Origin of the sequence: Streptomyces sp. NBC_00726 (genome assembly GCF_045161735.1) — a bacterium.
In the GTDB taxonomy this organism is placed as follows: Bacteria; Actinomycetota; Actinomycetes; order Streptomycetales; family Streptomycetaceae; genus Streptomyces.
Genome location: NZ_CP108983.1, coordinates 1,826,808 through 1,842,090, shown reverse-complemented (window position 1 = coordinate 1,842,090; position 15,283 = coordinate 1,826,808). Strand labels below are relative to the sequence as shown.

Genomic DNA, 15,283 nt, shown 5'->3' with positions numbered 1-15,283 from the left:
GATTTTTCGTTTCCAAGGACGTGTGTCCGTAGACGTGGATGCCGGCAGATGACGATCGATGGAGCTTTGAGGATCATGAGCGAGACGAATACCGCAGCGGACGCCGCTGCGCCGCACCGCTACACGGCAGCGATGGCCGCCGACATCGAGGCACGCTGGCAGGACTTCTGGGACGCCGAGGGCACGTACGAGGCGCCCAACCCGGCCGGTGACCTGGCGGGCGATCCGGAGCTGGCCGCCCGGCCCAAGAAGTTCATCATGGACATGTTCCCGTACCCCTCGGGCGCCGGGCTGCACGTCGGCCACCCGCTGGGCTACATCGCCACCGACGTCTTCGCCCGCCACCAGCGGATGACCGGGCACAACGTCCTGCACACCCTGGGCTTCGACGCCTTCGGCCTGCCCGCCGAGCAGTACGCCGTGCAGACCGGCACGCACCCGCGGGTCTCCACCGAGGCCAACATCGAGAACATGACGGCGCAGCTGCGCCGGCTGGGCCTGGGTCACGACAAGCGCCGCTCGTTCGCCACGATCGAGTCCGAGTACTACAAGTGGACCCAGTGGATCTTCCTGCAGATCTTCAACTCCTGGTACGACACCGAGGCGGACCGCGCCCGGCCCATCGCCGAGCTGGTCGCCCAGTTCGAGAGCGGTGAGCGCGCCACCCCCGACGGCCGTGACTGGTCCGCGCTGAGCGCCGCCGAGCGCGCCGACGTCCTGGGCGGGTACCGGCTGGCCTACGCCTCCGACGCGCCGGTCAACTGGTCGCCCGGCCTGGGCACCGTCCTGGCCAACGAGGAGGTCACCGCCGACGGCCGCTCCGAGCGCGGGAACTTCCCGGTCTTCAAGGCGAAGCTGCGCCAGTGGAACATGCGCATCACCGCCTACGCGGACCGGCTGCTGAACGACCTGGACGGGCTGGACTGGCCCGAGGCGATCAAGCTCCAGCAGCGCAACTGGATCGGCCGCTCCGAGGGCGCGCGGGTCGACTTCCCGGTCGACGGCGCGGGCAGCGTCACCGTCTTCACCACCCGCCAGGACACCCTGTTCGGCGCCACCTACATGGTGCTGGCGCCGGAGCACGAGCTGGTCGAGCGGATCATCCCCGCCGCCTGGCCCGAGGGCACCCACCCGGTCTGGACGGGCGGCCACGCCTCCCCGGCCGAGGCGGTCACCGCGTACCGCAAGCAGGCCGCCGCCAAGTCGGACGTCGAGCGCCAGGCCGAGGCCAAGGACAAGACCGGTGTCTTCACCGGTGCGTACGCCACCAACCCCGTCAGCGGCGAGCAGATCCCCGTCTTCATCGCCGACTACGTCCTGATGGGCTACGGCACCGGCGCGATCATGGCCGTACCGGCGCACGACGCGCGCGACTTCGCGTTCGCGCGCGCCTTCGAGCTGCCGATGCGCTGCGTGGTCGAGCCGTCGGACGACCGCGGCACCGACGCCTCGACGTGGCAGGACGCCTTCGCCTCGTACGACGCGAAGCTGGTCAACTCCGCCAACGACGAGATCTCGCTGAACGGCCTGGGCGTCACCGACGCCAAGGCCCGCATCACCGAGTGGCTGAAGGAGCACGGCGTCGGCGAGGGCACCGTCAACTTCCGGCTGCGCGACTGGCTGTTCAGCCGCCAGCGCTACTGGGGCGAGCCCTTCCCGATCGTGTACGACGAGGAGGGCATCGCCCACCCGCTGCCCGAGTCGATGCTGCCGCTGGAACTGCCCGAGGTGGACGACTACTCGCCGCGCACCTTCGACCCGGACGACGCCGACACCCAGCCCGAGACCCCGCTGTCGCGCAATGCCGAGTGGGTCGACGTCACGCTGGACCTGGGCGACGGCCCGAAGAAATACCGCCGCGAGACCAACACCATGCCCAACTGGGCCGGTTCCTGCTGGTACGAGCTGCGCTACCTGGACCCGAACAACTCCGAGAAGCTGGTCGACCCGGCGATCGAGGAGTACTGGATGGGCCCGCGCGAGGGCCGGCCGACCGGCGGCGTCGACCTGTACGTGGGCGGTGCCGAGCACGCCGTGCTGCACCTGCTGTACGCGCGCTTCTGGTCCAAGGTCCTGCACGACCTGGGCCACATCTCCTCCGCCGAGCCGTTCCACAAGCTGTACAACCAGGGCATGATCCAGGCGTTCGTCTACCGGGACAGCCGCGGCATCGCCGTCCCGGCGGCCGAGGTCGAGGAGCGCGACGGGGCGTTCTACCACCAGGGCGAGAAGGTCTCCCGCGTCCTGGGCAAGATGGGCAAGTCCCTGAAGAACGCCGTCACTCCGGACGAGATCTGCGCCGAGTTCGGCGCGGACACGCTGCGCCTGTACGAGATGGCCATGGGTCCCCTGGACGTGTCGCGGCCCTGGGACACGCGTGCGGTCGTCGGCCAGTACCGGCTGTTGCAGCGGCTGTGGCGCAACATCGTCGACGAGGAGACCGGCGAGGTCACCGTGGTCGACTCCGAGCCCGGCGAGGACACGCTGCGCGCGCTGCACAAGGCCATCGACGGCGTCGGCGGCGACATGGCGGGCATGCGCTTCAACACGGCGATCGCCAAGGTCACCGAGCTGAACAACCACCTGACCAAGGCGGGCGGCCCGCTGCCCCGCCCGGTCGCCGAGGCCCTGGTGCTGCTGGTGGCGCCGCTGGCCCCGCACATCGCCGAGGAGCTGTGGCGCCGGCTGGGCCACACGGAGTCGGTCGTGCACCAGGACTTCCCTGTGGCCGACCCGGCGTACGTCGTGGACGAGACCGTGACCTGCGTGGTGCAGGTGAAGGGCAAGGTCAAGGCGCGTCTGGAGATCTCCCCGTCGATCACCGACGAGGAGCTGGAGGCGCTGGCCCTGGCCGACCCGGCCGTCGTCGCCGCGCTGGGCGGCGCGGGCATCCGCAAGGTGATCGTCCGCGCGCCGAAGCTGGTGAACATCGTTCCCGCCTAGTCGCGGATGCGGGTGGGGGCTTTCCCCTACGGGCAGGTTGAGGGTTCCGGCGGAACCCCCAACCTGCCCGTTCCGTTTACGGTGGAGAGGACCGGTGTACGTGTACCGGAGGCCGTCACACCATTCGAGGGGCGCTCATGGAAGCCGTGATCCTGATTCTGGGGCTGCTCGTCGTCGCCTTCATGGCCCTGGGCGTCTATGCGGCGGTCAAAGTCGTTGGGGCGGCCAGGCGCGGCGTCGACCGCACGATCTCGCAGGCGCGCCGCACCGTCGAGGACACCACCCTGCGGGCCAAGAGCTACGGGCAGCTGGGCGTCGGCGGCGAGCTGGCACAGCTGCGCCTCTCGCTGCGCACGTCGATGCGCGCCACCCAGGACGCGCTGCGGGCGGGCGTGGCCGAGGACGCGTCGCTGTCGGAGTCCCTGGGCCTGTTCGACCGGCTCAGCGTGCACGGACTTGAGCTGGACGCGGAGCTGAAGGCGCTGGAGCGCGAGCCCGACAAGGCGACGGTGTCCTCGCGACTGCCCGGTCTGAAGGAGCGCACCGAGCGGGTCATCCGGTCCGCCGACTCGCTGCGCTGGGCCGCCCGGGACCGGGCCCGCAAGTTCGCCGACGACGAGCTGTCGGCGCTGAACGAGCAGATCGACATGGAGGCCGGGGCCCTGCGGCACTGGACCACGGCGGACCCGGCCCCGGGTCCGGCGCCGGAGTGGGACGGCGGGACGGCCGCGCCGGCCGAGGACCGGCAGCCGGCGTCCGATGCGCCGGACGAGGACCGCCGGAAGGCGCCCGAGGCCATCGCCGCCCGGGATCCCCGGCGGAGCACCGCCTACCCGTGGCAGAAGGCGGCCCGGCCCGAGACCACCAACTGAGCGGTGCACGCCCGGCGGCCGGCCGGGACGCGCCGGGGTGGCGGCGACCACCGGTGACCGAGGGTGGCAGGATGCGATGCGAAGCGACCACGACTGACCGCTCGCGCGGGGTCGGACTGCCCGCCCCGGGCGGCTGCGGGTAACCTCCGGGGCATGTCCCGCCATGTCGCGATCGTCACCGATTCAACGGCCTACCTGCCGCCCGACGCGATGCGGCGGCACGGCATCACGGCGGTGCCGCTGACAGTGGTGCTGGGCGATCAGGCCCTGGAGGAGGGCACCGAGATCTCGGCCCGTTCGCTGGCCCTGGCCCTCCAGAAGCGCCGTTCCGTGACGACGTCCCGGCCCAGCCCCGAAGTCTTCGCCGCCACCTACCGGGCCGTCGCGGAGGCTGGTGCGAGCGGCATCGTCTCACTCCATCTGTCGTCGGAGTTCTCCGGTACGTACGACGCTGCGGTGCTCGCGGCGAAGGACGCCCCGGTGCCGGTGCGCGTGGTCGACACGGGCATGGTCGCGATGGCCCTCGGCTTCTGCGCCCTGGCCGCCGCCGAGACGGCCGAGGCGGGCGGCGGCCTGGACGAGGCGGTGGCGGCGGCCGAGAAGCGCGCGTCGGGCACCTCCACGTATTTCTACGTCGACACCCTGGACTACCTGCGCCGGGGCGGCCGGATCGGCGCCGCGCAGGCCCTGCTGGGCTCGGCCCTCGCGGTCAAGCCGCTGCTCCAGCTCGACGGCGGCCGGATCGAGCTGCTGGAGAAGGTCCGGACGGCCTCGAAGGCCATCGCCCGGCTGGAGGAGATCGTCGTCGAGCGCGCGGGCAGCGGGCCTGTGGACATCGCGGTGCACCACCTCGCGGCGGCCGAGCGCGCGGAGCGGCTGGCCGAGCGGCTGCGGGAACGCGTGCCCGGCCTGGCGGACCTGCACGCCAGCGAGGTCGGCGCGGTGATCGGCGCGCACACCGGGCCGGGGCTGCTGGGCGCGGTGGTCTCGCCGCGCTGAGGCTCCTGCCGGCCGGCGAGAACGTCACTCTGCGGAGTGGTCGAGTTATACACAATGAGCCCGTTGTCCACGGAAATCGGCTGTGGTCAGCGGGGTTCGGCGGGACTGCCTAGCGTCCTGGTCCATGGCTTCCCGATCACATCGTGCAACCAGCGGACCCGGCGGACCGGGTGCGGGCCCCGGCCGCGCCCCGGACTCCGACGGGCGCCTGCGACGAACGGCGCGCTCCGGACCGGGCCGCCGGCGCCGGACCACGGCCCGCGCGGAGGCGGTCGCGGCGGCGCGCAGCCGGGCCGACGCGCTGATGGCCGACGGGTCCGGGGGACGCGTCGCGCGGTGGGGTGCGGGTGCCGGGGCGGCGGTGCCGGTTTCGGCGCCGCCTGTTGCGGCGCCCCGAACCGGGGGAGGTGATGAGGAAGCGCCCGTGGGTGTGGTGGGCGCGGCGCCCGTGGGGCGGTGGGCGGCGGCCGTGTTCGCCGTGCGGGAGCGGCTGCCGATGTGGGTGCAGCTCAGATGCGGCCTGGAGCCGAAGACCCTTGCGGCGCTCGCCGTGGTCCTGGTCGCGGCCGCGGTGTTCGCCGGGATGCACTTCTGGTCCGCCCGGCCGGAGGGCGTGCGGGCTCCGGACATGGTCGGTGAGGCGGTGCACGCGCCTGCGCCGGAGGCGGCTGCGGAGGGGGATGCGGACGCGGACGGCGGTGGTCGGCCCGAGCCGTCTCCCCGTCCGGCTGCCGGTCCCGCTGCCGGTCCGGGCGGGCAGATCGTGGTGGACGTCAGCGGGAAGGTGCGGAACCCGGGGCTGCGCCGGCTGCCCTCCGGCTCGCGGGTGGACGACGCGCTGACGGCGGCGGGCGGGGCGAGGCCCGGGACGGACCTGGCGGGGCTCAACCGGGCCCGGGTGCTCATGGACGGCGAGCAGATCGTGGTGGGCGCCCCGCCGGCTTCGGCCCCGGGCCCGGTCCCCGGCGTGGGCGGTCCCACCACCGATGGAGGCGGGCCGGTGAGCCTGAACACCGCGACGGCGGACCAGTTGGAGACGCTGCCGGGCGTCGGCCCCGTCCTGGCCCAGCACATCGTGGACTACCGCACGCAGCACGGGGGCTTCCGGTCCGTGGACGAACTCCGCGAGGTCAACGGAATCGGCGCCCGCCGCTTCGCGGACCTGCGGCCCCGGGTGCGCCCGTGAACACGGGGGACGCCCTCGGGGCGGCGGGCGCCCGTGAGGTCCCCGACATCCACGCGGCATCGGGCAAGCGGTTGGGCCTCTCCGACCCCCGCCAGGAGGGCCCGGCCGACCTCCGCTTGCTCGCCCCGGCAGCGGCGGCCTGGGCAGGCGCCGGCCTCGCACTGGGCGCTCCGGCGCGCTGGGCGGCGATGGGGGTGGTCCTTTGCCTGGGGACGGCGATGGTGCTGCTCGGGGTGGGTCTGCGGAGGCGCCGGACGGGGGGTGAGGGCGCCGCCGTGTTCCGTGCCGGGTGGGCGCGGTGGCGGTTGCGGGCCGCTGCTGTCGCGGCGGTGTTGCTCTGCGCGGCGGCCGGGGCGGCGTCCGCCGCTCTGCACGGTGCCGACGCGCGCCGGGGGCCCGTGCCCGGACTGGCGCGGCAGTACGCGCGCGTCCAGGCGGACATCACCCTCACCTCCGACGCCCGGCGCACGTTTCCCCGGGTGCGCGGCGACCACAGCACGCCCGTCTCCCTGCTCCTCGACGCGGAGGTCACCCGGCTGACACGGGCCGACGGCACGGCCGTACGGCTGCGGACGCCGGTCCTGGTCATCGTCCCGCCGGGCGGCGCGACGGCGGCCTGGCAGCGGCTGCTGCCCTCCACCCGCCTGCGGATCGCCGGGCGACTGGCGCCCCCGCTGCACAAGGGCGAACGGGTCGCGGCCGTGCTGCGGCCCGACGGCAAGGCCCCGCCCAGGGTGACCGGGCCGCCCGGCCTCCTCCAGCGCACGGCGGGCCGGCTGCGCGCCGGGCTGCGCGAGGCCACCGACGGACTGGGCCCCGACGCGCGGGCGTTGCTGCCGGGCCTGGTCATCGGTGACACGTCACGGGTCACCCCCGAACTGCACGACGCGTTCCGGGCGACCGATCTCACGCACTTGATGGCCGTATCCGGATCGAATCTCGGCATTCTGCTCGTTCTGCTCATCGGGCCGCCCGGTCGCGCACTGCGCGTCGAACGCGGGGGACTGGCGCCCAGGCTCGGGATCTCCCTGCGGATGACCGCACTGCTCGGTGGTGGGCTCACGCTCGCCTTCGTCCTGGTCTGCCGGCCCGAGCCGAGTGTGCTGAGGGCCGCCGCGTGCGGGCTGATCACGCTCCTGGCCATCGGTACGGGGCGGCGCCGGACGCTGATTCCCGCGCTGTGCGCCGCGGTGTTGCTGCTGGTGCTCTACGACCCGTGGCTGGCGCGCAGTTACGGCTTCGTGCTGTCGGTGCTGGCCACCGGCGCCCTGCTGACCCTCGCCCCGCGCTGGGGCGACGCACTGCGCCGGCGCCGGGTGCCGCCACGGCTCGCGGAGGCGCTGGCCGCCGCGGCCGCCGCGCAGGCGGTGTGCTCGCCCGTGGTGGTGTTGCTCGCCTCCCGGGTGAGTCTGGTGGCGGTGCCGTGCAATCTGCTGGCGGAGTTCGCCGTGGCGCCGGCCACGGTCCTCGGGTTCGCCGCGCTGGCCGTGGCGCCGGTGGCGATGCCGGCGGCCGAGCTGCTCGCCAGGGTGGCGGGGTGGCCGGCCGGGTGGATCGCCTCGGTGGCCAGGACCGGAGCGGCGTTCCCCGGGGCGGAGGCCGACTGGCCCGACGGGCTGTCGGGGGCCGCGCTGCTGGCCGCCGTGATCCTGGTCCTGGTGCCGGCCGCGCGCTGGGCCGGACGGCGGCCCTGGGTCTGCTCGGCCGCCGCGCTGCTGCTGGTCCTCGCGGTGCTCCGGCCGGCACCGCTGACGCGGGTGCTGACCGGGTGGCCGCCGCCCGGCTGGACGTTCGCCATGTGCGACGTCGGACAGGGCGACGCCCTGGTGCTCGCGGCCGGGCCCGGCTCCGGCGTGGTCGTGGACGCCGGCCCCGATCCCCGGATCGCCGACCGGTGTCTGCGTGAACTGGGCATCAGCCGCGTCCCGTTGCTCCTGCTCACCCACTTCCACGCCGACCATGTGCGGGGGCTCCCCGGGGTGCTGCGCGGCAGGGTGGTGGGCGCGATCCAGACGACGAGCCTGGACGAGCCGGCGGAGCAGGCCGCGTTCGTCCGGAGAACGGCCGCGGGGGCCGGGGTGCCCGTCCTGCGGGCCGCCCCCGGCGAACGGCGGCGGATCGGCAAGCTGGACTGGCGGGTGCTGTGGCCTCCGGGCGAGGCGGGCCCGGTGGGCGCGGTGCCGGCGGCCGGCCCCGTCCCGTACGACGTTCCGCAGGATCCGAACGACGCCAGCGTCACCCTCTTCGTGCGGACCGGCGGGCTCACCCTGCTGCTGCCGGGCGATCTGGAACCGCCCGCCCAGCAGGCACTGTTGCTCAGCCACCCGGAGCTGCCCCGGGTGGACGTGCTCAAGGTCGCCCACCACGGATCCGCGTACCAGGACAGCGCCCTGCTGCGGGCCGTCCGGCCCCGGTTCGCGCTGGTGAGCGTGGGCCGGGACAACCCGTACGGACACCCGGCACCCCGGACCGTCGGCGCACTGACGGCGGCGGGGGCGGTGGTGCTGCGCACCGACAGGGACGGGGCGATCGCGGTGACCGGCACGGGAAGCGGGCTGCGGGCGGTGGGGCGGTCATGACGGGATACGACGCGAGGCGGCGGGCGGCGCGCCCCGCCCCGGACCGGGTGGCAGCCACGATGGCCCCCGGGGCCCCGGCCTCAGACCAGCCAGCGCCCGTCCGCCATCAGGTCGCGGCCGGGCTGCTCGTTGGACTCCCGCCAGGCCCGGACCGCGTACGGGGTGAAGCGGAGGTACACCCAGGCGGGGCGCCCCCGCAGGTCCCAGGAGAACTTCGCGGCGAACGCGTCGCCCGACGCCGGCGGCAGGTCCGTGCCCTCCACCACCTCGGCCGTCGCCTCGATCATGACCACGTCGCGGGTGTGGCCCAGGGCGATGTGGGCCCGGCCGTCCGGCGTCAGGTTGACCGCCGTCGGGTTGGTGCGCCGGGTCGCCATCAGCAGGGTCGCCCCGTCCCACACGAACCACAGCGGCACCAGGGTCGGCGCCCCGTCGGCGGAAGCCGTCGACACCCAGGCGTCCGTGTCCTTCTCCAGGCGGTCGAGTACGTCCTGCTTGCGCTGTTCCCGGCTGCGCGCCGGTTCCGAGAAGGCCATGCCGCGCACGCTAACCGGCGCCCCGGCCCCGTAACACCGCCGCCGGACCTAGGACGCGCCGGACACGACCTAGGACCAGTGGTGCATGGCGCGCGGCAGGGGCGGCGGCACAGACTGGCCGCATGGACCCGCAGCTGCCGCAGACCGTCGACGCCTATCTGGACCGCATCGGCGCGGCCAGGCCCGCCCGCCCCGACGCCTCGGCGTTGCGCGAGCTGCAACTGCGCCATCTCGTCGCCGTGCCCTTCGAGAACCTGTCCATCCACCTCGGCGAGGACATCGTGCTGGAGGACGGGCCGCTCCTGGACAAGATCGTGGCCCGCGAGCGCGGCGGCTTCTGCTACGAACTCAACGGCGCGTTCGCCGTGCTGCTGCGGGCGCTCGGCTTCCGCGTCACCCTCCTCCAGGCCCGCGTCCACGGCGACGGGGGACGGCTCGGCATCCCGTACGACCATCTGGCGCTGTGCGTCGGGACGGCGGACGGGACCGGGCCGTGGCTCGCCGACGTCGGCTTCGGCGACCACGCCCGGCACCCGCTCGCGCTCGACGACCGCGCCGACCAGCGGGACCCGGCCGGCGTCTTCCGGATCGCCCCGGCCGAGGCGGGCGGCGACGGGGCGGGGGACCTCGACGTCCTCCGCGACGGCAAGCCCCAGCTCCGGCTGGAGCGGCGGCCCAGGGAGCTGGCCGACTTCCGGGCCGGCGCCTGGTACCACCGCACCTCGCCCGACTCCCACTTCACCCGGGCCCCGGTCTGCTCACGCAGCACGGACGAGGGCCGGATCACCCTCAGCGGCCGCAAGCTCCTCACGACGGTGGGCGGCGAGCGGCACGAGACACCGCTCGGCAGCGACGACGAGGTGCTGGCGGCCTATCGGGACCACTTCGGACTGCGCCTGGACCGGCTGCCCGGAAAATCGGACCTTCGGTAACACCTGCGCCCAAGCCGTCGCGACCCGCTCTGTTTGCCTCGAACGCCTCATTGGTGGTCGAATGCATGCTCGTCGGCGGGCCGCTGCTCCGACAACGACGTCTGCCCTACGGCCCGAGGTGAGCGAGTGCCCGGGAGTGTGTGGAGATGTTCGGCCGTTGGTTCGGAAACAAAGGTGCGACGGGCGCCGCTCGGGGCAACGCCCTGGCCGGACTGGTGGTGCCGGACTCGGCGGGCGTCCTCAGCTGCCGGGTGCTCGACCCGGTCAACGAGCCCGTGACGCAGGCGGAGTTCGTCCTGACGGACCGGGCGGGGCGCAAGATGGTCGGGGGCGAGACCGACCCGTACGGCAGTGTCATGGCCACGGTTCCGGCGGGGGAGTACCGGCTGGCGGTCACGGCGGAGGGGTTCACGCCCTTCCACGGTTCGGCCACGGTCACCGCGGGCGGCCATGCGAGCCTCGGCGATGTGACCCTCCAGGTCGCCGCGCCGCCGCAGCTGCCGGAACCGGGCGACTGGGAGATCGAACCGATGCACTCCCAGATCGGGTTCACCGCCCGGCACATCGGGATGGCCCGCATCCACGGCCGGTTCAACACCTTCGCGGGAGCGGTGCGGATCGCCGACCGCATGGAGGACTCGGCGATGCACGTAATCATCGACGCCGCGTCGATCGACACGAACGTGCAGATGCGCGACGACCACCTGCGCTCCAGCGACTTCCTGGACGTCGGCCGCTACCCGACGCTGGAGTTCTACAGCGACCGCTTCGTGCACCGGGGCGGGACCCGCTGGGGTGTGAGCGGTGCGCTCACGCTGCACGGGGTGAGCCGCACGGTGACGCTCGACACCCAGTACCTCGGGCTCGGCAACGGGATGGAGGGCGAGTCCCGGGCCGCCTGCCGCGCCACCACTCAGCTGCACCGCGAGGACTTCACGCTCACCTGGCAGACGATGCTGGCGCGCGGCATCGCGGTCGTCGGCCCGAGCATCTCCATCGAGATGGACGTCCAGATCGTCCCGAAGGGCTGAGCCCTAGACCCGTGGGGCCGGCCCCGGGGGCGCCGGTCCTACGGCGCCTCCAGCCACCCTTCGTACTCCGCGGCGAACGCGTCGAGCGCCGCCGGGTCGAGACGGTGGTCCGGGTCCTCCACGACGACCAGCCACTGGGCGTCCTCGGCGTCGTCCTCGCCGGCCAGCGCGTCCCGTACGAGCTGCGGTTCGTCGGTGACGCCGAAGCGGTCGGCGAGCTCCTCCGCCGCGTCCTCGGCGGCGTCGCGGTCGGGCAGCACCAGCACGTGTCTCTCATCGCTCACGTGCTCATTCTCGGATACGGGGGAGGGTGCGGCGGACCCGGCCGGAACCGGGCTGTCAGTGGCCCGTGGGATGCTGGACGGCGATGGCCACCAGAAGGAATTCCACCGACGACCCGCTCGCCCCGCTCACGCTCGCCGTGGGGCAGGAGGACCTGCTCCTCGACCGAGCCGTGCGGCAGGTGGTGGCGGCCGCGCGCGCCGCCGACGCCGACACGGACGTCCGGGACCTCACCCCCGACCAGCTCCAGCCGGGCACGCTGGCCGAGCTGACCAGCCCCTCGCTGTTCGCCGAGCGCAAGGTCGTGGTCGTGCGCAACGCGCAGGATCTGAGCGCGGACACCGTCAAGGACGTCAAGAAGTATCTGGGCGACCCGGTCGAGGAGATCACCCTCGTCCTGCTGCACGCCGGTGGCGCCAAGGGCAAGGGGCTGCTCGACGCGGCCCGCAAGGCGGGGGCCCGCGAGGTCGCGTGCCCGAAGACGACGAAGCCGGCCGAGCGGCTGTCCTTTGTACGGGGTGAGTTCCGGGCGCTGGGGCGGTCCGCGACGCCCGAGGCGTGCCAGGCGCTGGTCGACTCCATCGGGAGTGACCTGCGGGAGCTGGCCAGTGCGGTGTCGCAGCTCGTCGCGGACATCGAGGGCACGATCGACGAGGCGGTCGTCGGGCGCTACTACACGGGGCGGGCCGAGGCGTCCAGCTTCACGGTCGCCGACCGGGCGGTCGAAGGGCGGGCGGCGGAGGCCCTGGAGGCCCTGCGCTGGTCGCTCTCCACGGGCGTGGCGCCCGTCCTGATCACCAGCGCGCTGGCGCAGGGCGTCCGGGCGATCGGCAAGCTGTCCTCGGCGCGCGGGGGGCGGCCGGCGGACCTCGCGCGTGAGCTGGGGATGCCGCCGTGGAAGATCGACCGGGTGCGGCAGCAGATGCGGGGGTGGACGCCGGACGGCGTCGCCGTGGCGCTGCGGGCGGTCGCGGAGGCGGACGCGGGCGTGAAGGGGGGCGGGGACGACCCCGAGTACGCGTTGGAGAAGGCGGTGGTGGCCGTGGCGGGGGCAGCGCGGGGCGGGCGCAGCCCGCGGTAGTCGCGGTGCGGTGGGCCCCGTGTGCTGCGGTGGCCCTCAAGCCGGGCAGGCTTGAACGTGTCGGTTCGGGCGTCCTCAAGCGCCGGACCGGCCGGACACGGCCGAAAGCTCATGCCGAAGGCCCCGGCTCCCTGGGGAAAGGGTGGCGGGGCCTCGGGTTCAGATGGGTGCGTCGCACCCGCGTGGCGAACGCAGGTTCGGTGTGCGGCGCGGGGGCCGGGCAGGAGCGGGGTAGAGGGCCCGCTTGGTCCGTTCCGGCGGTGGGATCAGATCGCTCAGCCCTGGAGGGTGGCAGCCTTGGAGGCCAGCGCCGACTTCTTGTTGGCGGCGGCGTTCTTGTGGATGACACCCTTCGAGACGGCCTTGTCCAGCTGACGGGACGCGGCGCGCACGGCGACGGTGGCCTTCTCGACGTCGCCGGCGGCGACGGCCTCGCGGGCCTTGCGGATCGCGGTCTTGAGCGACGACTTGACGGCCTTGTTGCGCAGGCGCGCCTTCTCGTTCGTCTTGTTCCGCTTGATCTGGGACTTGATGTTCGCCACGAAAGAGCCTTTTCAGGTTCGTTGGATCTTCGATGTGTGTCCGTGCGGCCCGAGAGCCACATGGCACAGCTGTCCACGGTAGCAGGACCGGTCCGACCGGCCCAAACCGGGCGCCGCCCCGCAGGCGTGGGACGATGGAGGCTACGTACAGATCCGCCCCGACCCGAACCGACCCGAGACACGGCGTCCGGCGTCTCAAGAATCAGGACCCTGCGTGCCCGCGACTCCTCTCCACGTGCCCGAGCCGAGCCGTACCGACCCGGCGCTGATCCGCAATTTCTGCATCATCGCGCACATCGACCACGGCAAGTCGACCCTTGCCGACCGGATGCTTCAGCTCACCGGGGTGGTCGACCAGCGGCAGATGCGCGCTCAGTACCTCGACCGGATGGACATCGAGCGCGAGCGCGGTATCACCATCAAGTCCCAGGCGGTCCGGCTGCCCTGGGCGCCGACCACCGGTGAGGGCCAGGGCAGCACCCATGTCCTCAACATGATCGACACGCCGGGACACGTCGACTTCACCTACGAGGTCTCCCGCTCGCTCGCGGCGTGCGAGGGCACGATCCTGCTGGTGGACGCGGCCCAGGGCATCGAGGCCCAGACCCTGGCCAACCTCTACCTGGCGATGGAGAACGACCTCACCATCGTCCCGGTGCTCAACAAGATCGACCTGCCGGCCGCGCAGCCCGAGAAGTTCTCCGAGGAGCTGGCCCACCTGATCGGCTGCCAGCCGGAGGATGTGCTGAAGGTCTCCGCGAAGACCGGCATGGGCGTGGACGCGCTGCTCGACCGCGTCGTCCGGGACGTCCCGGCCCCGGTCGGCGACGCGGACGCCCCCGCCCGCGCGATGATCTTCGACTCGGTCTACGACTCGTACCGGGGCGTCGTCACGTACGTCCGTGTCGTGGACGGCTCGCTCAACAAGCGCGAGCGCATCCGGATGATGTCCACCGGCGCCACCCACGAGCTGCTGGAGATCGGTGTCTCCTCGCCCGAGATGACGCCCTCCGACGGCATCGGCGTCGGCGAGGTCGGCTACATCATCACCGGCGTGAAGGACGTCCGGCAGTCCAAGGTCGGTGACACGATCACCTCGCTGAACAACGGCGCGACCGAGGCACTGGGCGGCTACAAGGACCCCAAGCCGATGGTGTTCTCCGGGCTCTACCCGCTGGACGGCTCGGACTACCCCGACCTGCGCGAGGCCCTGGACAAGCTCCAGCTCAACGACGCCGCCCTGGTGTACGAGCCGGAGACCTCCGCGGCGCTCGGCTTCGGCTTCCGCGTCGGCTTCCTCGGCCTGCTCCACCTGGACGTGGTCCGCGAGCGGCTGGAGCGCGAATTCGGCCTCGACCTCATCGCCACCGCGCCCAACGTGGTCTACCGGGTCGAGATGGAGGACGGCACCGAGCACACCGTCACCAACCCGAGTGAATTTCCCGAGGGCAAGATCGACAAGGTGCACGAGCCGGTCGTCCGGGCCACGGTCCTGGCGCCCAGCGAGTTCATCGGCGCGATCATGGAGCTGTGCCAGCAGCGCCGCGGCACCCTCCTCGGCATGGACTACCTCTCCGAGGACCGCGTCGAGATCCGCTACACGCTGCCGCTCGCCGAGATCGTCTTCGACTTCTTCGACCAGCTGAAGTCCAAGACCCGGGGTTACGCCTCCCTCGACTACGAGCCCACCGGCGAGCAGTCGGCCCAGCTCGTCAAGGTCGACATCCTGCTGCACGGCGACAAGGTCGACGCCTTCTCCGCGGTCACGCACAAGGACAAGGCGTACGCGTACGGTGTACGCCTCGTCGCCAAGTTGCAGAAGCTGATCCCCCGGCAGAACTTCGAGGTGCCGATCCAGGCGGCCATCGGCTCCCGGGTCATCGCCCGCGAGACCGTCCGCGCCATCCGCAAGGACGTCCTCGCCAAGTGCTACGGCGGCGACATCTCCCGTAAGCGCAAGCTGCTGGAGAAGCAGAAGGAAGGCAAGAAGCGGATGAAGATGGTCGGCAACGTGGAGGTGCCGCAGGACGCGTTCATCTCCGTGCTGTCGACCGACGAGTCCGCCGGGGAAGGCAAGACGAAGAAGTAGTCCCCGCAGGCAGACCGAAGGGCCCCCGTGTCGCAGCACGCCGCGACACGGGGGCCCGTTCGTTATCAAGCGGCGTCCGATTGCCCCTTACGCGGGGCGCGCGGGCGCTCTACCCTGATCACGACTTCTTAGTTACTCGCCAGTTAAGCAAGCGGGATCGCAGCACGCAGACGCAGACAGCAGCAAGCACCACCGCCGCAGGCCCGGAGGA

At 72.8% G+C, this 15,283-nt stretch carries 12 protein-coding genes; 9 read left to right on the top strand and 3 right to left on the bottom strand.

Annotated elements, in window-relative coordinates:
• Window positions 1–75: 75 nt before the first annotated feature.
• The 5 genes from leuS (at window position 76) to OG338_RS08220 (ending at window position 8,579) form a co-directional block, all read left to right on the top strand.
• Window positions 76–2,943: a leucine--tRNA ligase gene (gene leuS, locus OG338_RS08240; RefSeq protein ID WP_405936692.1), complete on the top strand. Its 2,868-nt coding sequence runs from the start codon at window positions 76–78 to the stop codon at window positions 2,941–2,943.
• Window positions 2,944–3,080: 137 nt separating this feature from the next.
• Window positions 3,081–3,815 (top strand): hypothetical protein, encoded by a 735-nt coding sequence (locus OG338_RS08235; RefSeq protein WP_405936691.1) that lies wholly within the window; start codon window positions 3,081–3,083, stop codon window positions 3,813–3,815.
• Window positions 3,816–3,968: 153 nt separating this feature from the next.
• Window positions 3,969–4,814, top strand: a complete 846-nt coding sequence (locus tag OG338_RS08230) for a DegV family protein (protein ID WP_405936690.1) — start codon at window positions 3,969–3,971, stop codon at window positions 4,812–4,814.
• A gap of 424 nt (window positions 4,815–5,238) precedes the next feature.
• Window positions 5,239–6,000, top strand: a complete 762-nt coding sequence (locus OG338_RS08225; RefSeq protein WP_405936689.1) for a helix-hairpin-helix domain-containing protein — start codon at window positions 5,239–5,241, stop codon at window positions 5,998–6,000.
• 305 nt (window positions 6,001–6,305) lie between these two features.
• Window positions 6,306–8,579, top strand: coding sequence for a ComEC/Rec2 family competence protein (locus OG338_RS08220; RefSeq protein ID WP_405940358.1), 2,274 nt, complete (start codon window positions 6,306–6,308; stop codon window positions 8,577–8,579).
• A gap of 80 nt (window positions 8,580–8,659) precedes the next feature.
• Here the strand turns inward: OG338_RS08220 and OG338_RS08215 are convergent, their stop codons facing one another.
• Window positions 8,660–9,115, bottom strand: coding sequence for a pyridoxamine 5'-phosphate oxidase family protein (locus OG338_RS08215; protein WP_405936688.1), 456 nt, complete (start codon window positions 9,113–9,115; stop codon window positions 8,660–8,662).
• 122 nt (window positions 9,116–9,237) lie between these two features.
• Here OG338_RS08215 and OG338_RS08210 point away from each other — a divergent pair, with 122 nt between their 5' ends.
• Together OG338_RS08210 and OG338_RS08205 are read left to right on the top strand one after the other, a co-directional pair.
• Window positions 9,238–10,047, top strand: coding sequence for an arylamine N-acetyltransferase (locus OG338_RS08210; RefSeq protein ID WP_405936687.1), 810 nt, complete (start codon window positions 9,238–9,240; stop codon window positions 10,045–10,047).
• 146 nt (window positions 10,048–10,193) lie between these two features.
• Window positions 10,194–11,078, top strand: coding sequence for a YceI family protein (locus OG338_RS08205; RefSeq protein WP_405936686.1), 885 nt, complete (start codon window positions 10,194–10,196; stop codon window positions 11,076–11,078).
• A gap of 38 nt (window positions 11,079–11,116) precedes the next feature.
• Here the strand turns inward: OG338_RS08205 and OG338_RS08200 are convergent, their stop codons facing one another.
• On the bottom strand, window positions 11,117–11,362 hold the full coding sequence (locus OG338_RS08200; RefSeq protein WP_198957026.1) for a hypothetical protein: 246 nt from the start codon (window positions 11,360–11,362) through the stop codon (window positions 11,117–11,119).
• A gap of 83 nt (window positions 11,363–11,445) precedes the next feature.
• On the opposite strand from OG338_RS08200, the gene holA reads away from it, so the two are divergent.
• Window positions 11,446–12,441, top strand: coding sequence for a DNA polymerase III subunit delta (gene holA / locus OG338_RS08195; protein ID WP_405936685.1), 996 nt, complete (start codon window positions 11,446–11,448; stop codon window positions 12,439–12,441).
• 275 nt (window positions 12,442–12,716) lie between these two features.
• Here holA and rpsT read toward each other — a convergent pair whose 3' ends face one another.
• On the bottom strand, window positions 12,717–12,983 hold the full coding sequence (rpsT, locus tag OG338_RS08190) for a 30S ribosomal protein S20 (RefSeq protein WP_018103239.1): 267 nt from the start codon (window positions 12,981–12,983) through the stop codon (window positions 12,717–12,719).
• A gap of 214 nt (window positions 12,984–13,197) precedes the next feature.
• On the opposite strand from rpsT, the gene lepA reads away from it, so the two are divergent.
• Window positions 13,198–15,072: a translation elongation factor 4 gene (gene lepA / locus OG338_RS08185; RefSeq protein WP_405936684.1), complete on the top strand. Its 1,875-nt coding sequence runs from the start codon at window positions 13,198–13,200 to the stop codon at window positions 15,070–15,072.
• Window positions 15,073–15,283 lie beyond the last annotated feature (211 nt).